Annotated in this window: 22 protein-coding genes; 15 read left to right on the top strand and 7 right to left on the bottom strand. The window is 63.3% G+C overall.

Going from position 1 to position 22,914, the window contains the following annotated elements; genetic code table 11:
* Positions 1-28: 28 nt before the first annotated feature.
* The 6 genes from ACQ5BM_RS14130 (at position 29) to ACQ5BM_RS14105 (ending at position 3,988) form a co-directional block, all read left to right on the top strand.
* Complete coding sequence (locus ACQ5BM_RS14130; RefSeq protein ID WP_429812139.1) at positions 29-250, top strand: DUF2007 domain-containing protein; 222 nt, start codon at positions 29-31, stop codon at positions 248-250.
* A 40-nt stretch (positions 251-290) separates the two neighbouring features.
* On the top strand, positions 291-1,064 hold the full coding sequence (locus ACQ5BM_RS14125; protein WP_429812137.1) for a tRNA1(Val) (adenine(37)-N6)-methyltransferase: 774 nt from the start codon (positions 291-293) through the stop codon (positions 1,062-1,064).
* 200 nt (positions 1,065-1,264) lie between these two features.
* Positions 1,265-2,131 carry a S49 family peptidase gene (locus ACQ5BM_RS14120; protein ID WP_429812134.1) on the top strand — a complete coding sequence of 289 codons (867 nt, stop codon included), beginning with the start codon at positions 1,265-1,267 and terminating at the stop codon, positions 2,129-2,131.
* Positions 2,132-2,157: 26 nt separating this feature from the next.
* On the top strand, positions 2,158-2,349 hold the full coding sequence (locus tag ACQ5BM_RS14115; protein WP_429812132.1) for a hypothetical protein: 192 nt from the start codon (positions 2,158-2,160) through the stop codon (positions 2,347-2,349).
* Positions 2,350-2,475: 126 nt separating this feature from the next.
* Complete coding sequence (locus ACQ5BM_RS14110) at positions 2,476-3,432, top strand: glycine--tRNA ligase subunit alpha (RefSeq protein WP_113538037.1); 957 nt, start codon at positions 2,476-2,478, stop codon at positions 3,430-3,432.
* A gap of 244 nt (positions 3,433-3,676) precedes the next feature.
* Positions 3,677-3,988, top strand: coding sequence for a hypothetical protein (locus ACQ5BM_RS14105; protein WP_429812129.1), 312 nt, complete (start codon positions 3,677-3,679; stop codon positions 3,986-3,988).
* Here the strand turns inward: ACQ5BM_RS14105 and ACQ5BM_RS14100 are convergent.
* A complete protein-coding gene (locus ACQ5BM_RS14100) occupies positions 3,981-4,178 on the bottom strand; it encodes a hypothetical protein (RefSeq protein ID WP_429812126.1) in 198 nt (65 codons plus the stop codon). The two genes, ACQ5BM_RS14105 and ACQ5BM_RS14100, sit on opposite strands and share 8 nt — an antisense overlap.
* 247 nt (positions 4,179-4,425) lie before the next feature.
* On the opposite strand from ACQ5BM_RS14100, the gene ACQ5BM_RS14095 reads away from it, so the two are divergent.
* The 6 genes from ACQ5BM_RS14095 (at position 4,426) to ACQ5BM_RS14070 (ending at position 11,834) form a co-directional block, all read left to right on the top strand.
* The gene (locus tag ACQ5BM_RS14095) at positions 4,426-4,974 is read left to right on the top strand and encodes a LemA family protein (RefSeq protein WP_429812123.1); all 549 of its coding nucleotides are present in this window, start codon (positions 4,426-4,428) and stop codon (positions 4,972-4,974) included.
* An 87-nt stretch (positions 4,975-5,061) separates the two neighbouring features.
* Entirely contained in the window at positions 5,062-6,333 is a 1,272-nt protein-coding gene (gene aroA / locus ACQ5BM_RS14090; protein WP_429812120.1) for a 3-phosphoshikimate 1-carboxyvinyltransferase, read from the top strand.
* A 211-nt stretch (positions 6,334-6,544) separates the two neighbouring features.
* The gene (locus ACQ5BM_RS14085) at positions 6,545-8,485 is read left to right on the top strand and encodes a DUF2207 domain-containing protein (RefSeq protein WP_429812874.1); all 1,941 of its coding nucleotides are present in this window, start codon (positions 6,545-6,547) and stop codon (positions 8,483-8,485) included.
* Positions 8,486-8,599: 114 nt separating this feature from the next.
* On the top strand, positions 8,600-10,765 hold the full coding sequence (gene glyS, locus ACQ5BM_RS14080; protein ID WP_429812117.1) for a glycine--tRNA ligase subunit beta: 2,166 nt from the start codon (positions 8,600-8,602) through the stop codon (positions 10,763-10,765).
* Positions 10,766-10,885: 120 nt separating this feature from the next.
* Complete coding sequence (locus tag ACQ5BM_RS14075) at positions 10,886-11,266, top strand: cupin domain-containing protein (RefSeq protein ID WP_429812114.1); 381 nt, start codon at positions 10,886-10,888, stop codon at positions 11,264-11,266.
* 64 nt (positions 11,267-11,330) lie between these two features.
* Positions 11,331-11,834, top strand: a complete 504-nt coding sequence (locus ACQ5BM_RS14070) for a DUF523 domain-containing protein (RefSeq protein ID WP_429812872.1) — start codon at positions 11,331-11,333, stop codon at positions 11,832-11,834.
* Between the two features lie 116 nt (positions 11,835-11,950).
* Here ACQ5BM_RS14070 and ACQ5BM_RS14065 read toward each other — a convergent pair whose 3' ends face one another.
* The 5 genes from ACQ5BM_RS14065 to ACQ5BM_RS14045 form a co-directional block, all read right to left on the bottom strand.
* Positions 11,951-12,478 (bottom strand): plant virulence effector HPE1-like domain-containing protein, encoded by a 528-nt coding sequence (locus ACQ5BM_RS14065; RefSeq protein WP_429812111.1) that lies wholly within the window; start codon positions 12,476-12,478, stop codon positions 11,951-11,953.
* Between the two features lie 158 nt (positions 12,479-12,636).
* Positions 12,637-13,908 (bottom strand): phosphoribosylamine--glycine ligase, encoded by a 1,272-nt coding sequence (gene purD, locus ACQ5BM_RS14060; protein WP_429812109.1) that lies wholly within the window; start codon positions 13,906-13,908, stop codon positions 12,637-12,639.
* Between the two features lie 106 nt (positions 13,909-14,014).
* Positions 14,015-16,384 (bottom strand): putative bifunctional diguanylate cyclase/phosphodiesterase, encoded by a 2,370-nt coding sequence (locus ACQ5BM_RS14055; RefSeq protein WP_429812107.1) that lies wholly within the window; start codon positions 16,382-16,384, stop codon positions 14,015-14,017.
* On the bottom strand, positions 16,381-17,421 hold the full coding sequence (locus ACQ5BM_RS14050) for a polyamine ABC transporter substrate-binding protein (RefSeq protein WP_429812104.1): 1,041 nt from the start codon (positions 17,419-17,421) through the stop codon (positions 16,381-16,383). The genes ACQ5BM_RS14055 and ACQ5BM_RS14050 overlap by 4 nt, the downstream gene beginning before the upstream one ends.
* 172 nt (positions 17,422-17,593) lie before the next feature.
* Complete coding sequence (locus tag ACQ5BM_RS14045) at positions 17,594-18,790, bottom strand: MFS transporter (RefSeq protein ID WP_429812101.1); 1,197 nt, start codon at positions 18,788-18,790, stop codon at positions 17,594-17,596.
* Positions 18,791-18,898: 108 nt separating this feature from the next.
* Between ACQ5BM_RS14045 and ACQ5BM_RS14040 the strand changes: the two genes are divergently transcribed.
* The 3 genes from ACQ5BM_RS14040 to ubiA all read left to right on the top strand — a co-directional run bounded on the left by ACQ5BM_RS14040 (position 18,899) and on the right by ubiA (position 21,724).
* Positions 18,899-19,714 (top strand): AraC family transcriptional regulator, encoded by an 816-nt coding sequence (locus ACQ5BM_RS14040; protein ID WP_429812098.1) that lies wholly within the window; start codon positions 18,899-18,901, stop codon positions 19,712-19,714.
* Positions 19,715-19,887: 173 nt separating this feature from the next.
* A complete protein-coding gene (locus tag ACQ5BM_RS14035) occupies positions 19,888-20,694 on the top strand; it encodes a MipA/OmpV family protein (RefSeq protein WP_429812096.1) in 807 nt (268 codons plus the stop codon).
* Positions 20,695-20,764: 70 nt separating this feature from the next.
* The gene (ubiA, locus tag ACQ5BM_RS14030) at positions 20,765-21,724 is read left to right on the top strand and encodes a 4-hydroxybenzoate octaprenyltransferase (RefSeq protein ID WP_429812094.1); all 960 of its coding nucleotides are present in this window, start codon (positions 20,765-20,767) and stop codon (positions 21,722-21,724) included.
* A gap of 413 nt (positions 21,725-22,137) precedes the next feature.
* Here ubiA and ACQ5BM_RS14025 read toward each other — a convergent pair whose 3' ends face one another.
* Positions 22,138-22,704 (bottom strand): DUF6101 family protein, encoded by a 567-nt coding sequence (locus ACQ5BM_RS14025; RefSeq protein WP_429812091.1) that lies wholly within the window; start codon positions 22,702-22,704, stop codon positions 22,138-22,140.
* Positions 22,705-22,914: the final 210 nt, after the last annotated feature.

Genomic DNA, 22,914 nt, shown 5'->3' with positions numbered 1-22,914 from the left:
TGCTGAAATAGGACAGGAAAACCGCCGGATGAAGGAATTGATCCGTACCAACGATGCCGTCGTGCTCTCCTTTGCCGAGAGCCTGATGAAGGATGCCGGCATCGCAAGCCTCATTGCCGATCAGGGGATGAGTATTCTGGAAGGCTCGCTCGGCCTGCTGCCCCGCCGTTTCCTGGTTGCGGATGAAGACGCGCAAGCCGCGCGGCGGATCCTGATCGACGCTGGGCTCGAGGCGGAGTTGCGGCCGTGAGGGTGCCATGCAAACTGGCCATGCTGCAGGTGCAAGACTAATGACTGCTGCTGCGACTGAAACCGTCGATGCCTTTCATCGCGGCAAGTTCCACGTCGTCCAGCCGCTGGGGCAGGGGCATCGGTCCGGCATGGATGCGATGTTGCTGGCGTCGCTCGTTGCCGCGGAGCGTCCCTGCCGCGTCGCCGATCTGGGTGCCGGTGCAGGTGCCGCCGGCATGGCCGTCGCCTCGCGGATCGAAGGTGCGGAGGTGGTCCTGGTGGAGCGCTCGCCGATCATGGCGGACTATGCCCGCCGCAGCCTGAAGCTCATCGAAAACGCCCGCTTTGCGTCGCGGGTCTCTGTGCTGGAGGCCGATGTCTCGCTTGCCGGCAGGGCGCGTGTCGCCGCTGGCCTGGCCGATGACAGCTTCGATCACGTGATCATGAATCCGCCCTTCAATGATGCGTCCGACCGCAAGACGCCGGATACTCTAAAGGCGGAGGCCCATGCGATGAGCGAGGGCCTCTTCGAGGTTTGGGTGAAGACCGCCGGCGCGATCATGAAGCCGGGCGGGCAGTTGTCGCTGATCGCCCGGCCGGAATCGATCGCGGAGATCATCGCCGCCTGCGGCCGCCGTTTCGGCGGCATCGAGATCACGGCGCTTCATCCACGCGTCGGCGAAAACGCCGTGCGGATCCTGGTGACGGCGATCAAGCAGAGCCGCAAGCGGTTGGTGTTGCGCGCGCCGCTCGTCATGCATGAAGAAGGGCACCGCTTCGCCGATCATGTCGACGATCTCAACAATGGCCGCGCGGCCTATCGCCGCCGTTGATTTACCGTATGCGGATTGCGTTTGCCGCGCCGGCGCTTACATGACATGGACAGGCTAGGATACTTGGCTGTCGGAGTGCGATGAGGAAAATGTATGCGGTTTCCGCGCGCATCCCGCTCTAACTTATGGGAAGCGGTCACGGTTATGATTTTGGGCTCGATCCGAGCCAAATCATCGCGATCTAGCAGGCAGGAGTTGAAATGAAGGCGTTCCTGAGACGGTTGTTGCCGAGGCGGTTTCGCAGGGAAGGCGTGACGGTCCCCGTTGTCCGGCTTCACGGAGCGATCATGGCCGGCGGCGGGCAATTCCGGCCCGTGCTCAACCTGGCGACGGCGGCACCGCTCCTGGAAAAGGCCTTCGCGGTGAAGGACGCCCCCGCCGTTGCGATCTCCGTCAATTCGCCCGGCGGCTCCCCGGTGCAGTCGCGCCTGATCTACCAGCGCATTCGGGACCTCGCCCAGGAAAAGAAGAAGCGCGTCCTGATCTTTGTCGAGGACGTTGCCGCCTCGGGCGGGTACATGATCGCACTCGCCGGTGACGAGATCATCGCCGATCCGACCTCGATCGTCGGCTCGATCGGTGTCGTCTCGGGCGGCTTCGGCTTTCCGGAACTGCTGAAGAAGATCGGTGTCGAGCGGCGTGTCTATACCGCCGGCGAAAACAAGGTGATGCTCGATCCGTTCCAGCCGGAAAAGGAACACGACATCGCCTTTCTGAAGCACCTGCAGCTCGACATCCATGATACTTTCATCCAGATGGTCAAGGCCCGTCGCGGGCAGATGCTCGCCGATGATCCGGATATCTTCTCCGGGCTTTTCTGGACCGGACGACGCGGGCTGGAACTGGGGCTCATCGACGGTCTCGGCGACCTGCGCGGCGAGGTGAAGAAGCGCTACGGCGAAAAGGCACGGCTCGAACTCATCCAGCCGGTGCGCAGCCTTTTCGGCCGCCGGCAGACCGGCGCGGCCGTTGCCGGCGCCATTGTCGAGCCCCTGGCGGCGTCGGCAGCAGCGGGTCTTGCCGAAGCAATCGAGGAAAGGGCATTGTGGGCGCGGTTCGGGCTTTAGCCCGCGCGCGTTGCCTTGGAGGAAAAATGCCGCAACTCATCCTGCTCTTGATCGCAGGTTTCATCTTCTGGCTCGGCTATCGCAAGTTCGTGGCCGATGCACAGAAATTGACGCGCCATCGTGAACAGACCCGCCGCGAGGAACGGACCGGGGCGCAAGGCACGCTGGTCCAGGATCCCGAGACCGGGGAGTACAGGCTGAAACGCGACGACGAATGATGAGATCGCAGGGCGTAGAAGCTCCGGCGCGTCTAATTGGCGGGCCGGAGCTGTAGTTGCTTGACCCCTGCCATCAGGCGTGGCACCAGTCCGGCTCATTTTTTAGAAGAAATTCGGACGCGATCCATGACCACTCTGCCCGATCATATGAACCCGAAGCGCTCGTTTCAGGCCCTGATCCTGACTTTGCACAATTATTGGGCCGACAAGGGTTGCGCCGTCCTGCAGCCCTACGACATGGAAGTAGGCGCCGGTACCTTCCATCCGGCAACGACCTTGCGCGCGCTCGGCCCCCGTCCGTGGCGCGCCGCCTATGTGCAGCCGTCGCGCCGCCCGACAGATGGCCGCTACGGCGAAAATCCCAACCGCCTGCAGCACTACTACCAGTATCAGGTGCTTCTGAAGCCGAACCCGTCCAACCTGCAGGAACTCTATCTGGGCTCGCTGGAGGCAATCGGCCTCGACCCGCTGCTCCACGATATCCGCTTTGTCGAGGACGACTGGGAAAGCCCGACGCTCGGCGCCTGGGGCCTTGGCTGGGAGTGCTGGTGCGACGGCATGGAAGTGTCGCAGTTCACCTATTTCCAGCAGGTCTGCGGTATCGAATGCTCGCCGGTTTCCGGCGAACTGACCTACGGTCTCGAACGTCTCGCCATGTATGTTCAGGGCGTCGACAACGTCTACGACCTGAACTTCAACGGCCGCGAGGGTGCTGAGAAGATCAGCTATGGCGATGTCTTCCTGCAGGCGGAGCAGGAATATTCGCGCTACAATTTCGAATACGCCAACACCGCGATGCTGCATCAGCACTTCATCGATGCCGAAGCGGAGTGCCAGGCGTTGCTGGCCGCCGGCGCGCCGGGCGATCACAGCAACAATCACCTGCACAAATGCGTCTTCCCCGCCTATGACCAGTGCATCAAGGCGAGCCACGTGTTCAACCTGCTCGATGCCCGTGGCGTCATCTCGGTCACGGAGCGCCAAAGCTACATCCTGCGCGTCCGCACGCTGGCCAAGGCCTGCGGCGAAGCCTTCCTCTTGACCGACGCCGGCGGCGCGAACTTCAACCGGGATGCCGCTTGACCACGCAAACGCCTGGGCTCGTCGTTCACATCAACGGCTGGCCCGGCACCGGCAAACTGACGATCGCGCGCCATCTGGCCGAAAGGCTGGGTGCGCGGCTCGCCGACAATCACACGCTGATCAATCCGGTCGAAGCGCTGTTTGCGCGCGGCACGCCGCTCTATCGCTCATTGCGATCCGCGAGAGCGTTTTCGAACATCTGGCGAAGGCGCCGGCGGAACAATCCTTCGTCTTCACCGACGCGTTGTCCGACGATGCCTCCGATAGCGGTACCTTCGAGGATTGTGCAGAGCTCGCGCGAAAGCGCGGAGCCCGCCTTGTCGCGGTCGTCATCGATTGCGATCTCGAGGAGAACCTCAAGCGGCTGACGCGGGCGGGTCGGACCAAACAGCACAAGCTGACCGATCCCGAGGTACTCGTGGGATTGCGGAAAGCGAACAGGCTGCTGCGGGGCAAGAGCGATCAGTTGATTGAGATAGACGTTACGGCACTCGGTGCGGATGCGGCGGCCGAAGCGATTGCGGCGCAGATCGCTGCTCCATCGGCGGTCAGATGATCTGCGTGGCGCTGATGTCGTTCTTGCAGAACGGCTTCAGCGTGGGATAGGCGCCGGTGTAGACCTGGCCGGAATAGGTCTGCAGGGCGCGGCGAACACCGGTCGGCCGTTCGGCGGAACCAACGCTCGCATAGGCAACGAAGAGCGCCGTAAAGGCGATCACGTTGATGAAGGTTGCGAACGTTTTCATGATCTTCACTTCGGTTTCGGGTTGTTCGATGGGGCGACTATCGCCGATCGCCCGCCCGGTCGCCGTTACCGCTGGAACAGGATTCGAGGTGTTTTGGCGTGGGGGCGCGTTGCTGCGGTGAACAGTGCGTTCACGCTGCGGATCGCAATTGGGGAGGAGTGCGTTTCTCGGCCCGAATGCTGCAGAAAGCGCTATGAAGCTGAGACGCGGATGCTAATCTCTGCGCGAATTCTTTGGAGGGTACCCTATGATCGGTCTGGCAATCGCCGTCGTCGTGATCCTGTATCTGGTTTTCGTCTATAACGGTCTCGTCAAGGCGCGGCAGATCGCCGAGGAGGCCTGGTCCGGCATCGATGTGCAATTGAAGCGTCGCGCCGATCTCATTCCCAACCTGATCGAAACGGTGAAGGGCTATGCGGCGCACGAGAAATCGACGCTCGAAGAGGTGATCGCCATGCGCAACCGGGCGCAGGCGGTGCCGGCCGGTGACATCGAGGGGCGGGCCCAGGCCGAAGGTGCGTTGTCCCAGGCGCTAGGCAAGCTGTTCGCGCTCGCGGAAGCCTATCCGGACCTGAAGGCCAACGAGAATTTCGCCGAGCTGCAGCGCTCGCTGGAGACGATCGAAGGCGAGATCCAGATGTCGCGCCGCTATTACAACGGTGCTGCCCGCGATCTCAACGTCAAGGTCGAGAGCTTCCCGTCGAACCTCATCGCCAACGCCTTCCGCTTCGTCAAGGCCGGCTATTTCGAGATCACCAACGAGGCCGACCGCGCGGTGCCGCAGGTCAAATTCTGACCGCTTCCATCCGCGACTCCGGTCACCATGAACATTCCGGCCGCGGGCTCCCGCCGCGGCTCAATTCGCATCAAGAGACCTCATTCGATGACCACCGATACCATGAAAAAGCTGACCATCCTGCCGACCGACCATCCGCTCCGCGGCCATGTGCGCCCCCCGGGCTCGAAGTCGATCACCAATCGTGCGCTGCTGCTCGCAGGCCTTGCGAAAGGCACGAGCCGGTTGACGGGTGCCTTGAAGAGTGACGACACCCGCTACATGGCGGATGCGCTGAGGGCGATGGGTGTCGAGATCGACGAGCCGGATGAAACCACCTTCGTTGTGACCAGCACCGGCAAGCTCAAGCCGCCGGCTGCGCCGCTGTTCCTCGGCAATGCGGGAACGGCGACCCGCTTCCTGACGGCGGCCGCGGCGCTCGTCGACGGCACCGTCGTCGTCGACGGCGACCAGCACATGCGCAAGCGGCCGATCAAGCCGCTGGTCGAGGCGCTTGGCACCCTCGGCGTCGAGGTCACCTCCGATACCGGCTGCCCGCCGGTTATCGTCAAGGGCACGGGCGGGTTCCCGTCCGGCCGCGTCGTCATCGATGCGGGTCTTTCCAGCCAATATGTCTCGGCCCTGCTGATGGCGGCGCCGGGCGCCAAAGGGCCGGTCAGCATCGAGCTTGCCGGCGACGAGATCGGCGCGCGCGGCTATATCGACCTGACCGTTGCCGCCATGCGGGCCTTCGGTGCCGAAGTCGAGCAGGTGAGCCCGTCCGTCTGGCAGGTTGCGCCGACAGGATACCGGGCGGCCGACTATGTCATCGAGCCGGACGCTTCGGCTGCGACCTATCTCTGGGCTGCGGAAGTCCTGACCGGCGGTGCCATCGATCTCGGCGTTCCGGCCACGGCCTTCTCGCAGCCGGATGCGCGCGCTCATGCGGTGATCGCCAGCTTCCCGAACCTGCCTGCTGTCATCGATGGTTCGCAGATGCAGGATGCGATCCCGACGATCGCCGTGCTCGCCGCCTTCAACAACACGCCGGTGCGCTTCGTCGGTCTCTCAAACCTGCGCGTCAAGGAGTGCGATCGGGTGCGCGCGCTTTCGCTGGGGCTCACCGCAATCCGGCCGGGCCTGGCTCATGAGGAAGGCGACGACCTGATCGTCTCTTCCGATCCGGCGCTTGCCGGCCAGACCTTGCCGGCCTCGATCGACACCTTCGCCGATCACCGCATCGCCATGAGCTTCGCGCTTGCCGGCCTGAAGATCCACGGCATCACCATCGAGGATCCGGGCTGCGTTGCGAAGACCTATCCGGCCTATTGGGACGCGCTTGCCTCCCTCGGCGTCGAATTCACCGGTGACCGCCCCTGAGCCTGAGCGGAATGAGGAAAAGTGTATGCGGTTTTCCGCCCGCATCCCGCTCTAGAGCATTTTGCAGACAGGTGGACTCACCTGACGTCGCACAAATGCGGCAAAGACAAAGGGTTAGAGCAGCGGCGCGAACGCATGTGAGCGCATCCCGCTCTAACCAATCAGATCGACCACGTGCCTTGAACTTCAACCGGAAGAAAGCTTGATCCGCATGGCCCGTCTTGCTGCCGCTTTTGCCTTTCTGGTGTTTTTGCTGGCAACGGCGGGTATCGGTCGGGCGGAGGAGGTCTTCTCCGCCTATCGTTCCGTCATCGATGTCGCCAAGGATGGCACGATGACGGTCACCGAGACGATCACGGCGACCGTCGAGGGCAACAAGATCCGCCGCGGCATCTATCGCGACCTGCCTTTGACCTTCACCGATGCGAAGGGCAAGCGCAGCAAGGTGGACTTCAAGCTGTTGTCGGTCGAGCGCGACGGCGACGAGGAGCCCTACCGCACCGAATCGGTTAGCGGCGGCATCCGCATCTACACCGGCTCGGCGGAGGTGTTTCTGGAGCCGGGCGAGCATACCTTTCAGTTCACCTACGAAACCGGCCGGCAGATCCGTTTCTTCGACGATCATGACGAACTCTACTGGAACGTGACCGGTACGGAGTGGGACTTCCCAATCGACGAGGCAAGCGCGACGGTGACACTGCCGGAAGGCGTCAGGGCCGACGCCTTGGATTTCTTCACCGGCGGTTACGGCGCGACCGGCAAGGATGCCCGCGCATCGCGGGATGGCAGCGAGATCTTCTTCGCCACCACCCGCCGCCTCGATCCGCGGGAAGGGCTGACGATCGCGATCAAGATGCCGAAGGGCAGCATCGACAGGCCTTCCTCGAGCCAGGAGAACGCCTGGTGGCTGCGCGATCACCTCGCGCTGGTCATCGCCGGTGCCGGGCTCGTCGTCGTGCTGCTTTATTACGGCCAAGCCTGGCTGAGGGTCGGGCGCGACCCGGACCGCGGAGTCATGGTGCCGCGCTGGGATCCGCCGGACGGCATCTCGCCGGCGCTCGTCAACTATATCGACAACAAGGGCTTCTCGGGCGAGGGCTGGACGGCGTTGTCGGCGGCCGCGCTCAACCTTGCGGTCAAGGGGCATGTGGTCCTCGAGGACCTGAAGAACGCGATCGTCATTGCCGCGACCGGCAAGAAGAGCGACGAAAAGCTGCCGACCGGCGAAGCGGCCGTGATGAAGGCGGTCAACGGCGCGGGCGGTAAACTCACCATCGATCGCGCCCATGGCACGCGGGTGCAGGCGACCGGAGCCGATTTCCGCAGTGCCATGGAGCGCGAGCACCGCGGCAAATATTATCTGGAAAACACCGGCTACGTGGTCGCCGGCGTCATCCTGTCGGTGCTGGCCGTCGCGGCCGTGTTCTTCTTCGGCGACCTCAGCGAAGACAGCCTGCCGCTGGTGATCGTTCCTGTTTTCATCGCCTTCTTCGTATCGATCCTCGCCGTCTCCTTCGGCAAGTCGCTCCGCCGCGAGAAGAGCCTGATGAGTCGGATCATGTCGATCGTGGTCGTCGCCTTCATCGGCTTCGTGGCCTTCACGATCTTCTCGGCGATCCTCGCCGCCGTCTTCTATTCCGCGGCCGAGACGGACGAATTACCCCTGCTGTTCGTCATCGGCGCCATCGTTCTTGTCAATGTGCTCTTCTTCTTCCTGATGGGCGCGCCGACGCCGCTCGGCACGCGGATGATGGATGGCATCGACGGGCTCAGACAGTACATGACGCTCGCGGAGAAGGACCGAATGAACATGCAGGGCGCGCCCGAAATGTCGCCCCGGCATTTCGAAACGCTGCTCCCCTATGCGGTGGCGCTCGGCGTCGAAAAGCCCTGGACCGAGACCTTCGATCGCTGGTTGCTCGCTGCCGCGGCAGGAGCGGCCGCGGCAGCCGCCTATCAACCGAGCTGGTATCAGGGCGACAGTTTCGGCTCCAGCACCTTCGGCGACCGCATTGGTGGCTTTGCCGGCTCGATGGCGGAGACGATGACATCGTCCCTTCCGCCCCCGCCCAAATCGTCATCGTCAGGCTTTTCGTCCGGCGGCGGCTTTTCCGGCGGCGGTGGAGGTGGCGGAGGCGGCGGCGGTTGGTGAAACCGCCTGCGCGCCCGTGCATGGACCAGCCAAATTCATCGACGGGCTTGGTGACATTCTTGCCAGAGATTGCTAAGTCCGCCGCAACCGTCAGGAACAGAAAAAGTTACTCCCATGCCCGATCTTCTTATCGAACTCCGCTCCGAGGAAATTCCTGCCCGCCTGCAGCGCAAGGCGGCCGGCGACCTCAAGAAGCTGCTGACCGATGCCCTGGTCGAGGCGGGCCTGACCTATGAAGGGGCGCGCGAATACTGGACGCCGCGCCGACTGACGCTCGACATCCGTGGCCTCAACGCCCGTTCCGCCGATATCCGCGAAGAGCGCAAGGGCCCGCGCACCGACGCCAACGAGAAGGCGATCGAAGGCTTCCTGCGCGGCGCCGGCCTTTCCTCGATCAGCGAGGCGCATGTCCATAGCGATCCGAAGAAGGGCGATTTCTATGTCGCCCATATCGTCAAGCCGGGTCGCCCGGCCGAAGAGATCATCGCCGAGGCAATGCCGGGTATCATCCGCAATTTCCCCTGGCCGAAGCCGATGCGCTCCGGCGCGGCGTCGGCAAGGCCCGGCGCGCTTCGCTGGGTCCGCCCACTGCAGTCGGTCGTCTGCACCTTCGGCTCGGAAACCGAGGAAACGCACGTGATCCCGTTTGAAGTCGACGGCATCGTCGCGTCGAACGTCACCTACGGGCACCGCTTCCACGCGCCGGAGGCGATCACGGTTCGCCGCTTCGCCGACTACGCCGAAAAGCTCGAAAAGGCGAAGGTCGTTCTCGACGGCGAGCGTCGCAAGGAGATGATCGTCGCCGACGCGCGCAACATCGCCTTCGCCAACGGCCTTGAGCTGGTCGAGGACGAAGGCCTGTTGGAAGAGGTTTCGGGCCTCGTCGAATGGCCGCAGGTGCTGATGGGAAGCTTCGAGGACGCCTATCTCGAAATCCCCTCGGAAATCATCCGGCTGACCATCAAGACCAACCAGAAGTGCTTCGTCACCCGCGCTCCCGGCGCCGAGACCCTCTCCAACAAGTTCATCCTCGTTTCGAACATCGAGGCGAAGGACGGCGGCAAGGAGATCGTGCACGGTAACGGCAAGGTCGTGCGCGCCCGCCTTTCGGACGCGGCCCATTTCTGGCACCGCGACCAGGGCAACCTGCCGGACCTCGAAACGCTCGGGGCCTCCGCGAAGAAATTCGCTCTCGATCTCGATAAGCCGCTCGACCAGCGCATGGCCAAGCTCGATGCGCTGAACGTCACCTTCCACGCCAAGCTCGGCACGCAGGGCGAACGCGTAGCCCGTATCCGGGCACTGGCCGGCGAACTCGCCAAGGTGACCGGTGCCGACCCAAAACTCGTCGACCGCGCCGCGGTGCTCGCCAAGGCGGACCTGCGCACGGAGGCGGTCGGCGAGTTCCCCGAGCTTCAGGGCATCATGGGCCACAAATACGCGCTGCTGCAGGGCGAAGAGCAGTCGGTCGCCGATGCGCTCGAGGATCACTACAAGCCACAGGGCCCGTCCGACCGGGTGCCGACCGATCCGGTGGCGGTGACGGTGGCGCTTGCCGACAAGCTCGACACGCTCGTCGGTTTCTGGGCGATCGACGAAAAGCCGACCGGCTCCAAGGATCCCTATGCGCTTCGCCGCGCGGCACTGGGCGTCATCCGCCTGATATTGGAAGGCAAGGCGCGCCTGGCGTTGCGGCCGGCCTTCGAAGCCGCGCTCGTCGCTCTCCGAGCACAAAAGCCGGCACTCGCGGACGACGTTTCCACCGATCTGCTTTCCTTCTTCCATGACCGCCTCAAGGTCTATCTGCGCGATCTCGGCGCCCGCCATGATCTGATCGACGCCGTGCTGACGCCGGATTCGGACGACCTGCTGATGATCGCCCGCCGCGTCGAGGCGCTGACGGCCTTTATCACCGACGAGGAAGGCCGGAACCTCTTGGCCGGCACCAAGCGTGCGACGCAGATCCTGGCGGCCGAAGAGAAGAAGGGAACGACCGTCGCCGATGCCGTCGATGCTGGCCTCTTCCGGCTCGATGCCGAAAAGGCGTTGCACCAGGCCGTTGAAGTTGGTTCGGGCGAAGCGCGCGATGCGATTGCCAAGGAAGACTTCCGCTCGGCGATGGAAGCGCTGGCAAGGCTGCGCGAGCCGGTCGACCAGTTCTTTAACGACGTACTGGTCAATGACGACGATGCCGCGATCCGCGCCAATCGCCTGGCGCTGCTCGGCCTGATCCGCTCGGCAACCGGCACCGTTGCGGATTTCTCCAAGATCGCAGGCTAAGACGAGCCGGTCGGCCGCCGGTTCGCCGGCGACCTCGGCCATTGCCTTCGCACAAACGTTCAAGCCGGCTGCCGCCGGGCGACCTATATCCTGTCTCCATCAAGCCGATGGAGACAGCCTATGGACAGTGCGACGAAGACCCACAAGCCGATCAATTTCGCCGAGAAGCTCTCGCTCTTCAGCGATCAGTGGCAGCCCCGCGTCATTGCCGAACTCAATGACTACCAGTTCAAGATCGTGCGCATCGAGGGCGACTTCATCTGGCACGATCACCAGGATACCGATGAAGCCTTCATCGTGCTCGAAGGCACGCTGCGCATCGACTTCCGCGACGGATTTGTAACGCTCGGGCCGGGAGAAATGTATGTCGTGCCGAAGGGCGTGGAGCACAAGCCCTGTGCGGAGCGCGAGGTGAAGATGCTGCTGATTGAGCCGCGCGGCACCCTCAACACCGGCCACGAGGGCGGCGAACGCACGGCGGAAAACGACCGCTGGATCTGATGCGTGGGATCGGCACGGCATGAAGGCGCTTGCTGATCGGCATGGCGTCGGGGTAGAGGAGGACATGCCCGAAAAGATCCTCGTCAGCGCCTGCCTCATGGGCCATGCCGTCCGCTACGACGGCCAATCGAAGCCGCTCATTCATCCGGCGATCGATCGCTGGCGGGCCGAGGGCCGTCTCGTGACCATCTGTCCGGAAATGTCTGCCGGCATGCCGGTGCCGCGTCCGCCGGCCGAGATCGCCGCCGGCGCCGTCGGCAAGGATGTGCTGGCGGGCAATGCAAAGGTGCTGGAGATCAATGGCCGCGACATCACCGAAGGTTTCGTTCGGGCTGCCAAAAACGCGCTTTCGCTGGCGCGGGAAACGGGCTGTCGCTTCGCGCTGTTGATCGATGGCAGTCCGTCCTGCGGCTCCGGCTTCGTCTATGACGGGAGCTTTACCGGCATGCGCCACGCCGGGCAGGGCGTCACGGCAGCATTGCTCGCCGGCAATGGCATCGAAGTCTATTCGGACAGGCAGATCGAGGCGCTGCTCGCGCGGATCGAGGCATTGGAAAGCCCAGAATAAAAGATTGCGCCCCTGCTTCTCTCAGGGGCGCAATCTCTCGCTCTTGCAGCGAAACGCCCGTCAGCCTTGCATGCAGGGGACAGCTGAGCGGGGCAGGGAACTTTCCCGATAGGAGATCAGTCTAGCCGAAGTTCGAGGGTGGACGGATCAAATTGCTGTGAGCCGTCTGCCGTCGCCTTTTTAGCCGTGCCGCCCATGGAGGCGCCGACAGGCGTGACCGCGGCGGTCGTTGCGGTCCGGTCGACCGCGATCATCTTCGCTTCATCCGCCACCGGATTCTGGTCGTTCGCATTCGTCGAGACGATGACCGTCGGGGAGGGATCGCCTTCGACAGCCGCCGCCTTGATGAACTCCTGCGAAGGCTTGCTCACGAAGACGACCGGCGAGCCACCGAGCCAGGCCTCGGTGCGCACCATCTTCATCTCGCCGTTGATTTTCTTGAGCTCGACCGTCTCATCGCCCGCCGCAATCGTCGGCACGACATAGGTCACCTTCTTCTTCGATTGCAGCGGCGGGCACGCGGCGCAAGAGACGGTGGCGACGCTGGCGTTGTCGGTCGTGCCGGAAGCGACCGACTCGATCGACGACGCCGCCGCGTTGCCGGCGGCAAGCCCGAGAACGGTGGTGATCAGCAACAGGCGCATAGGCTTCTCCCGCAATTGTTGGCGGCGAGAATATGCGCTCTCCCTTACTTTCCCGTCAGAAGAATTGGTAAAAATAGAATGATCCAGAAACTACAGCGCCGCGCGCTCCATCGGACGCGCCAAGTCGCTGTAGCACATTGAAGTAGTTCCGCTCCGGTTCACGCTTTCTCGCGTGCAACCGCGCGCCAGCCGATATCGTGCCGGTAGAAGCCATTCTCCCAGGAAACGGCTGCAACCGCCGCATAGGCTCTGTCCTTGGCCATGCCGGCATTTTCACCCGTTGCGGTGATGTTGAGCACGCGGCCGCCGGTTGCGACCAGGGCTCCGTCGTTCATGGCTGTGCCGGCATGGAACACCTTGGTGGTGTCGGAGGCCGCGGGAAGGGCGTTGATCGGCGTGTTCTTGGCGTAGCTTCCGGGATAACCCTTGGAGGCCATGACGACGGTCAGCGCCGTCTCGTCGCGCCATTCCGCGCTCATGCCGGCGAGCGTGCCGGTTGCCGCCGCATAGAGCAGCGGCAACAGGTCGCTCTTCATCCGCATCATCAGTACCTGGCATTCCGGGTCGCCGAAACGCACGTTGTATTCGATGAGCTCCGGTCCCTTGGCGGTGATCATCAGCCCGGCAAAGAAGACGCCGGAGAAGGGATGGCCGCTTTCCGCCATGCCGCGCATCGTCGGCTCGATGATTTCCTTCATCGTGCGTTCGATCATTTCCGCAGTCATGACCGGGGCGGGCGAGTAGGCGCCCATGCCGCCGGTGTTCGGTCCGGTATCGCCGTCGCCGACCCGCTTGTGGTCCTGGGCGGAGGCAAGCGCCAGCGCGGTCTTGCCGTCGCAGAGGCAGAAGAAGCTCGCCTCCTCGCCATCGAGATAGGCTTCCACCACCACTTCGGCGCCGGCCGCGCCGAAGGCGCCGGCAAAACAATCGTCGACGGCGGCGAGCGCCTCGTCGAGCGTCATCGCCACGGTCACGCCCTTGCCGGCAGCCAAGCCATCGGCCTTGATGACGATCGGCGCACCCTGTTCGCGCACATAGGCCTTTGCGGTCTCGGCATCGGCGAAGCGGCCATAGGCGCCGGTCGGAATGCCGTAGCGGGCGCAGAGATCCTTGGTGAAGCCCTTGGAGCCTTCAAGCTGGGCGGCGGCTGCGGACGGGCCGAACACGGCGATGCCGGCTGCGCGCAGGACGTCGGCGAGACCGGCGACGAGCGGCCCCTCGGGACCGACCACGACGAAATCGATCGCTTCCTCGCGGCAGAAGGCGGCGACGGCCGCATGGTCGTCCGTGTCGAGCGCGACGATAACAGCCTCTTCGGCAATGCCGGGATTGCCCGGTGCCGCATAGAGCTTCGTCAGTTTGGGAGACTGTGCAATCTTCCATGCAAGGGCGTGCTCGCGCCCACCCGATCCGATCAGAAGAACCTTCATTGCAGCCCCCGATATCCCGAAATTGCTGCGCTGCGGTTAGGACGGCAGGGCGGCAAGGTCAAGGGAAAACGGGAGTCCGGCCAGCGATTCCCGCAATCATCGCCGTTCAGGCGATGGCCTGCCGACTTTGCAGGTTGTCCTGTCCATCGCCCTGTGCGTAGCGGGCGGTACGTGTCAGCGCCCAGATCGCCAGGTCCTCGATCGGCAGCGGCTTGCTGATGAGATAGCCCTGGAACAGGTCGCAGCCGGCAGCCGTCAGCATGGAGAGCTTTTCCGGCGTGTCGATGCCTTCGCCGACGACGGCGACGTCCTTGGCGTGGCAGAGCGCGATCAGTGCCTTGAGCACCGGCAGAGATTGCGAGGCGGTGAGGTTCGAGACCAGCGCCCGGTCGAGCTTGATCGTGTCGGCCGTGTATTCGATGATCTGCTGCACGGAGGTGTAGCCGGCACCGAAATCGTCGATCGAAAGGCGGAAGCCCCTCTGGCGCAGGGCGTCGATGTTGCGGCGAAGCTGATCGCTGAACTTGACGGCGAAGGTTTCGGTGAGCTCGATTTCGATCGAACGCGCCTCCAGCCCATGCGTCTCCAGGCAGTCGGAGAAATGGTCGGCAATCGCCTTCGAATGCAGTTCGGCCGAGGAGATGTTGATCGCCAGGACCGTTTCCGGGCCGAAGAGGGCCTTGAGCTGGCCGCAATCCGACATCGCCTTGTTGATCACCCACCAGTCGATCTTGGTGAAAAGACCCGAGCTTTCGGCGATCGGCACGAATTCATCCGGAGTAACGTTGCCGAGAACGGGCGAGTACCAGCGCAAGAGCGCTTCGCAGCCGATGACGCGACCATCGGTGTCGACCATCGGCATATAGACGAGGTGAAACTGTTCGTCCGGATCCAGCGAACGCAGTTCGTCCTGAATCTGGCGCAGCCGCGTGCGCTTGTCGTGAAGGGCGCGGGAGAAGCGGGCCGAGCGGTTCTTGCCACTGGTTTTGGCTTGGTACATCGCGGCATCGGCGTTCGAGATCAACTCGGCAAGGTTGGTTGCGTCGTCGGGGCAGATCGCCGCGCCGATGCTCGCGGTCACCGGATAGCGCTTTTCGGAGACTTCGAAGCCGTCCTCGAACAGCCCCAGAATGGCCGCCGAAATTTCCCGGACCGTGCCATCGCCGGGCCGCGACCGCACGAATACGGCGAATTCGTCGCCGGAGAGACGGGCGAGAATAGCGGGCTTCTGGCCGCGCCGCTCGGTGATCGCATCGACCCTTTCGCCGATCCGGACGGCCAGCGTCTTCAGAAGCTCGTCGCCGATCTCGTGTCCATGCTTGTCGTTGACGAACTTGAAGTTGTCGATGTCGATGAACAGCAGGCTGCACTTTTCGCCGGCCGCGATCGCCTCGCGCAAGGCACCGGCGGCAAGCGCATTGAAATGACCGCGATTGCTGATGCCGGTCAGGGTGTCGGTCCAGGAACTGCGCTGCACCAGCTTCAACGATTGCACCGACTGCCGATGGAGTTCGCGGATATTCTCCGTCAGCCGCCCGATCTCGCCTTTCTCCTCCATGTCGCGGATCTCGTCGCGCGCGCCCACCATCACCGCCATCACATTGGCGTCGAGCGTGGCGATCGGATCGGTGATGAAGCGGCGGATCAGCACGATGATCAGCCAGATCGAGAACAGGCTCATGGCGACGGCGCCGAGCGCCAGCAGAAACCTCTGCCGGGCCATCAGTGCATCGAAATGCTTGCTGGAAACGGTCAGCGTCGCGTAGAGCGATGGCCCGAGATGGACGCTTGCCGAAAGGTCATCGGTGGTCGCCAGCGGCCAGGGCTGGAGCACCATGTCGGAACCGTATTCCTTCTTCAGCGCCCGCTGCATGTCGAGGAAACGGTCCGGCCGGATCGCGACCTGGACGAGCAGCGCGCTCGATTTCTTGCTGGGCAGAGGCCGGGTGAAGGCAACCGGATCGAGGAAGAAAGAATAGACGATGCGCGGTCTTTGCCCGGCCTCGTAGAGATAGGTCCAGTCGGCGAGCTTGTCTTCGCGGATGAGACGGCGGGCGAGGTTGAGCTGGGCATCGTCGATCTGGGCGAAGGGATCCCAGCTGTTCTCGAAATAATAGTCCGTTTTCAGGTCGGAGGTCAGTAGCGCCAGCGAGACATAGTTTGTCGGGTCGTCCAGAAGCGACTTGAGGCTCTCCTGCAGCCTGACGCCGAGCGCATTGGCGCGGTAGTTCTCGTCCGTTTCCGAAACATACTGGCGCAGCGAGTTGCCATTCAAGAGCGCATTGAGGAAGGCCTTGCTGCGGCCGATCTCGTTTTGAAAAACTGCGGCCGCATGTTCCAGTCGTTGCGACAGTTTGGCGTGCTCGAGCGCACGGATCGAGCGGCTCTGCGTGACGTGGACCGAGACCGCCGCCAGCAGGTAGCCAGCGAGAACCACGGGAAAGATCAGGATGAGCGCGCGTTTGCCGAGATTCACTGGAAGTTCGCCAATGTGCTGATGATGCGCCGGCGCAATTGCACCGACTCTGTGGACAGTTCCTGTTGATACTGGCTCCTGGCCAGGATGTCGGGCGAGGGGTAGATGGCGGGGTCGGCGCGCACTTCTTCCGGCAGGAGCGCATAGGCGGCCCGGCTTGCCGTCGGCATGTTGAGCGCCAGCGCGTTCGCGGCGGCACTTCCGGGCGAACCGAGATAGTCGAGGAGTGCGAGCGCGCGATCCTTGTTCGGCGAGTTGGCGACGACCGACATGCAATCGAGCCAGGAAAGCGTGCCCTCCTTGGGAACGGCGTAGCGCCAGACACCGGGCGTGCCGGCTTTGTCGTTGAGCACGTGCTGGTCGCCGCTGTAGCCCAGCGCCATATAGATGTCCTTGCCGACCGTCGGGTTCTGGATCGAGCTGATGACGTATTCGTAGGTGAGCACCGAAGGCGCCTGTTCCTTCATCAGCCCGAAGGCCGCTTTCAGCGTCGCGCTGTCGTTGGTGTTGATCGATTGGCCGAGCAGCATCAGCGGCGCGACGAAGGCCTCGTTGTGGTCGTCGTACATGGCGACATGCTTGGCGAGCGCCGGGGCTGGGCGCATGAGATCCTGCCAGGAGGTCGGCGCCACCGTAACGACGTCCGATCGGTAGAGGATGCCCATGGTGCCCCATAGGTAGGGCACGCCGCGCCCCGAGCAGCGCTTGCGCCAGCTTTCGTCGTAGTCCCGCAGAGAGGCGACATTGGTCTCGTCGAGCTTTTCGAGCACCCCCTTGCGGCCGAAAAGTGCTGCGCTGTTTTCGCCGGTGACCACGAGGTCGACGCGGCTGTTCGGGTCGGCCAGCACCTCGTCGCGCGTGTCGCCGCTGTCATAGTAGACCTGATGCACCGCGACGCCTGTGATCGCCGTCCAGCGGTCGAGGATCTTCTGGTCGATATAGGATTCCCAGATCAGCAGGTTCAGGGTCTCGGCCGGTGCCGCCGTTGCAAAAAGCAACGTCGCCAGAAAGGCCGGAATCACCGTTCGCCCCTGCATTGCACACCTCTGCCCAAGCCCGTCAGACGACCGTACCGCGCAAAAATTGATGAATGATTACGTGGGGCTGCGGCGAGGGCGGGGTGTCGGGTGCTGCTTGCCGCTCAAACGAAAACCGGGCGCCGCATGGCGGCGCCCGGTGAATTTGCAAGGACAACCTCTGCGCGAAACACTATCTCGCCGGGATCTTCGGCAGCAGGATCGTGAGGATACCAAGCAGCGGAAGATAGGAGCAGATGGTGTAGACGAACTCGATGCCCTGCCGGTCGGCGAAGATGCCGAGTACGGCCGCGCCCATGCCGCCGAAGCCGAAGGCGAAACCGAAGAAGACGCCGGCGATCAGCCCGACCCGACCCGGGACGAGTTCCTGGGCGAAGACGACGATCGCCGAGAAGGCCGAGGAGAAGATCAGGCCGATGACGATCGACAGGACCCCGGTCCAGAAGAGATTCGCATAGGGCAGCAGCAGGGCGAAGGGGATGACGCCGAGGATCGAGAACCAGATGACGAAGCGGGCGCCGTAACGGTCGCCGATCGGGCCGCCGAGGAAGGTTCCGGCCGCGGCCGCGCCGAGGAACAGGAACAGCATGAGCTGTGCCTCTTGAACGCCGACACCGAACTTCTCGATGACGAAGAAGGTGAAATAGCTGGAGATGCTGGCCATGTAGACGTTCTTCGTGGCCGTCAGCAGCACCAGCACGGCGACCGCCCACATCACCCGTCCCTTCGGCAGGGGAAGGGTGCGGCTCGGCGCCGGCCGGCTCATCGTCGTGCGGCGATGGCGGACATGCCAGGTGCTGACCCAGGAGAGCACGAAGAAGCCGATGATCGCGACGATCGAGAACCAGCTGAGGCTTCCCTGGCCGAAGGGAATGACGATGAAGGCGGCAAGCAGCGGCCCCATGGCGCTGCCGGCGTTTCCGCCCACCTGAAACAGTGATTGTGCCAGGCCGTGGCGACCGCCGGAGGCAAGACGGGCGATACGGGAGGACTCCGGATGGAAGATTGCCGAACCGATGCCGATCAGGCTTGCCGCCACGAGGAGGACCCAGAAGTCGCGGGCATTGGCAAGCAGGATCAGGCCGCTGCAGGTCGAGAGCATCGCAACCGGCAGGGAATAGGGCAGCGTCCAGCGGTCGGTGATGATACCGACGGCCGGCTGCAGCATCGACGCCGTGAGCTGGAAGGTGAAGGTCAGGAGGCCGATCTGCACGAAATCGAGGGCGTAGTTCGCCTTGAGCAGCGGGTAGAGCGCGGTCAGCAGCGACTGCATGATGTCGTTCAGCATATGGCAGAAGCTGACAGCCAGGATGACGGAGAAGGCCGTCTTTTCTGGGGTGATCCCGGAAGTTGAGGTCACGGTAGACATGGGTGATTCCTTGCCGTCTCGAAGGTTGTATGCGGCGTGCTTATCTGTACTGAGGTTGCGATTGGCCTGCTTTTGTGATCTGGTCGAGTTCTTTCGTGAGTGGGCCAGATGCCGATCCGCCGATTTCCCTTGCCGCAGCTTCCCGATGAGGATCACTTCCGCAACCTCGATTGGATCGAGGCCGGAAACGCCCCGGTGCTGGCACTGGGGCGAGACTACAGTGCCGGCCTTCTCGTCCCTTTCCACAGCCATACGCGCACGCAACTCTGGTGGGCACGCGGCGGCGTCGTGCTGATGCGCACCGAACGCGGACGCTGGATGGTTCCGCCCGGCCATGCCCTGCTGATCCCGGCCGGCATGGAGCACTCGGCCGAGATGATCAGCGACGTGCGCATGCATTCGATCTACTTCGCGCCGGACCTGCTTCGCGCCGAGCGGCCCATGGTCATGGAAATCAACCCTCTCGCCGGCAGCCTCGTCGATGCGCTCGTCGGCGTCGAGAACGAGACGATGTCGGAGCGGCGCGAGCAACTGGTCACGGATCTGCTTCTGGAAGAAATCGGCCGGCTGCAGGAACGCCCGCTCGGCCTGCCGTTCCCGCGCGACGAGAAACTTGCAGCGCTGTGCCGACAGTTCCTGCAGGCGCCGTCTGCGGCAGCGAGCATCGACCAGTGGGCGGATCGGACGGGTCTCAGCCGACGATCGTTCACGCGGTATTTTCGCAACGAGACAGGCGTCAGCTTCGTCACCTGGCGCCAACAGGCCTGTATCTTCGCCTCCTTGCCGCTGCTGGCCGATGGCGAGCCGATCACCAATGTGGCGCTCGATGCCGGCTACGAGAACGTCGCCGCCTTCACCACCATGTTTCGCCGCATGCTCGGCAGCCCGCCGAGTGTTTATCTCAAGACCTATCTTGGGCAGTGATCGGCGTTGGCAAGCCGGGTATGGCAAAGGAAGGTTGAATTGACCTGGTTAACGGAATCGTAGGAACAAGCCGCAATAAGTCGCCCTGTGCCGTCCCAGTCCACCTTTCCTCCCTCGACCTGTCGGCACGATCAAAACTTCGCCCCGGCGAATGATTCTTCCGGAGTTGTTTCTTGCGTATCCGTTCTCTTGTCTTCCTTTCTGGAACCCTTTTGCTGTCGGCGAACGCCGCCTCTGCCGGTGACGGCCAGTATTTCTGGTCCGGTGACTGGTATCTGAAGGTCGGAGCCACCGGGTTCCTTGGCCCGAAATACGAAGGTGCCTCGAAGCGCATGTTCCAGGCCGCACCGCTGATCTCGCTCGGCAAGGCCGGCAGCACCGTCCGTTTCTCCTCGCGCAACGACAACATGTCCTATGCGCTGGTTGACCAGGGAAGTTTCCGTGCCGGCCTCGTCGGCAAGTTGATCTTCGAGCGCGATGCGGGCACCTCCAGCGATCTGAAGGGTCTCGATCCGATCAAGTTCGGCGGTGAAGTCGGTGGCTTTGCGGAGGTCTATCCGACCGAATGGCTGCGGGTGCGCGCCGAAGTCCGCCAGGGCATTCGCAGCCACCATGGCGTCGTCGCCGACGTCGCGGCCGACGCCTTCACCGATGTCAGCAGCAATGTCCGCATCTCCGGCGGTCCGCGCCTGACCGCTGCGACCAGCGACTATTACGGCGCCTATTATGGCGTGAACGACCGCGAGTCTGCCGCATCCGGCCTCGCCACGTATTATCCGCATGGTGGCGTCGGATCCGCTGGCGTCGGCGCCGCGATCACCTGGCAGGCAACGGAGAAGCTCGAAACGAGTGCCTATGCCGAGTACCGGCGTTTGCTCGGCCCTGCCGCCGATTCCAGCCTCGTTCGCGAGCGCGGCAGCCGCAACCAGGTCCTGGTCGGCCTGTCGGCAACCTACCGCTTCGACTTCAGCCTTCCGTGACACTACGCTGGTCCGGCGCCGCGACGATCTCGCCGCTTGACCGGCCGGACGCGCGGCGTCAAACAGAAGCATGAACACCTTTTCCGCCGATTCCGGCCGCGTCCATGATGCGCCGTCCAACAATTGGGTCTATCGCGTGCTGCCGCGCGCGATCTGGCCCTATGCGCAGCTCGCCCGTTGGGACCGCCCGATCGGCTGGCAATTGTTGTTGTTGCCCTGCCTCTGGTCGGTGGCGCTGGCTACGGGCGCGGTGGCGGGCACCGAGGCGTTCTCGTTCGGCCGCTTCCTGTACCATTGCTTCCTGTTCACTGCCGGCGCGATCGCCATGCGCGGCGCCGGTTGCACCTACAACGACATCGTCGACCACGACATCGATATGGAGGTTGCGCGCACCCGTTCGCGGCCGCTGCCGTCGGGGCGCGTTTCGCGTCTCCAGGCGAAGGTGTTCATGGTGCTGCAGGCGTTCGTCGGCCTCGTCGTGCTGCTGCAGTTCAACACGTTCTCGATCGTGCTCGGCATCCTGTCGTTGGCGATCGTGGCGATCTATCCCTTCGCCAAGCGGTTTACCGATTGGCCGCAATTCTTCCTGGGCCTGGCATTTTCCTGGGGCGCGCTGATGGGGTGGACGGCCGAATTCGGCAAGCTCTCGCTGGCAGCCGTGTTGCTCTACGGTGCGGCGATTGCCTGGACGATCGGCTATGACACGATCTACGCCTACCAGGACAGGGAGGACGACGAGCTGATCGGCGTACGCTCGACGGCACGGCGGTTCGGCGAAAATCCGCGGCCGTGGCTGATCGGCCTCTACGGCATCGCGACGCTGCTGTTGCTCATGTCCTTCGTGGCTGCCGGTGCCGGCGCTGTCGTCTACATCGGCCTTCTGATTGCCGCGGCGATGCTGACCTACCAGATCCTGGTGCTGAACATCCACGATCCGGCGCAGTGTCTGGCGCTGTTCAAGTTCAATGGGGTCGTCGGCCTGATTATCTTTGCCGGTCTGGTGCTGGCGTTCCTTGTTCGCCTGATATGAAAAATCCTCCGTCGCGGCGGAGGATCCTCTTCATGCATTCGGTTCGCTACAGCCACCTTTGCGCGCGCGGCGCTGTAGTGGCGGGCCGTAAAAAGCGTCAGGCCCAGCTGATCTCGCGGGCGGCCTTGCGCTCCTTCGCCTCGTGGCGCGCACGGAAGCTGGACAGGATGACGGCAACGGCGGCGGCGATATGCTTGCGCATCGGGTTTCTCCTTCTTTCGTGATCTTGGCTATGAAGCCGATATGGCACGAAAAAGGCGACGGAGCTGTTTCCGTGGGAACATCTCGAGCAGTCCCAGGAAAACTGTGAATGCTTGCCGTCCGGAACCGCATTTCAAAACCGGCGGCTCGGAAAACGACAACAGCCGACCGCAGGGAACGGCCGGCTGTCGCGCTGGAAGTACTGCTGCGGATCAACTGCGGGCGATGATCTCGCGCCCGTCGATCTTCATGTGAACGCCAAGCTTGCCGGTGGAACGACGCACGAGGAAACGTGGCCGGCGCTCGGCGAAGAAGGAGTGGCGGCGTCGCGGCTTGACCGGTGCGGTGCGCACGTCGCCGAGATGTTCTTCGAGCGGCCTTGCAACGCCGTCCGCTTCGACCATCAGCATCGGAATGCGATAGGCCTCCGCCCAGGCGCGCCAGTCGGCCGCGATGTCGGACAGGTCGTGTGCGACGAGCAGCGGAACGCAGAGGTCCGGGTCGTCGTGATGAAGTTCCAGCGTCACTGTAACGTCTCCGTCGCCGTGATCGATCGCGCGAGCCGCGACCCCTTTGAATGCCCGCGCCGGCAGTGCGATCGAAAGCGGCAGGCCGCTCGATGGTAGCACCTTGCGCAGAACTGCGCCACGCTCGTCCAGGCTGATCGTGACATTACCCGTATGACCGCGCAAAGCGTAGCTTGCCTGCTGTGGAAAGCGCTTCGGATCAAGACGGAGCGTGTTTTCGACCCATGCGGGTTGAGAGAGTGTATTGCGCATTTCAATCGCCCTTGTTTTTCCTTGAGAGCCGGTTTCCGGTCTTCTCTTCGGGACTTTTCGTCCTCTATGGGCTGGAGAATAGGCGCCCCCCTTTCCGAACGACTTAAGAATCGCGGTTAAGAAAACTTTGCGTTTTTCGATGGTTAGCAAAAGCCGACCGCTCAGGGTTTCCGTTTCGTCAACGGGTCGGACCGCCTTGTCCCGATCGGG

It is taken from the genome of Ensifer sp. B1-9, from assembly GCF_050474445.1.
GTDB lineage: Bacteria > Pseudomonadota > Alphaproteobacteria > Rhizobiales > Rhizobiaceae > Ensifer.
Note: the sequence above shows the minus strand (reverse complement) of the source record. Positions and strands in the feature narration are given on the sequence as shown.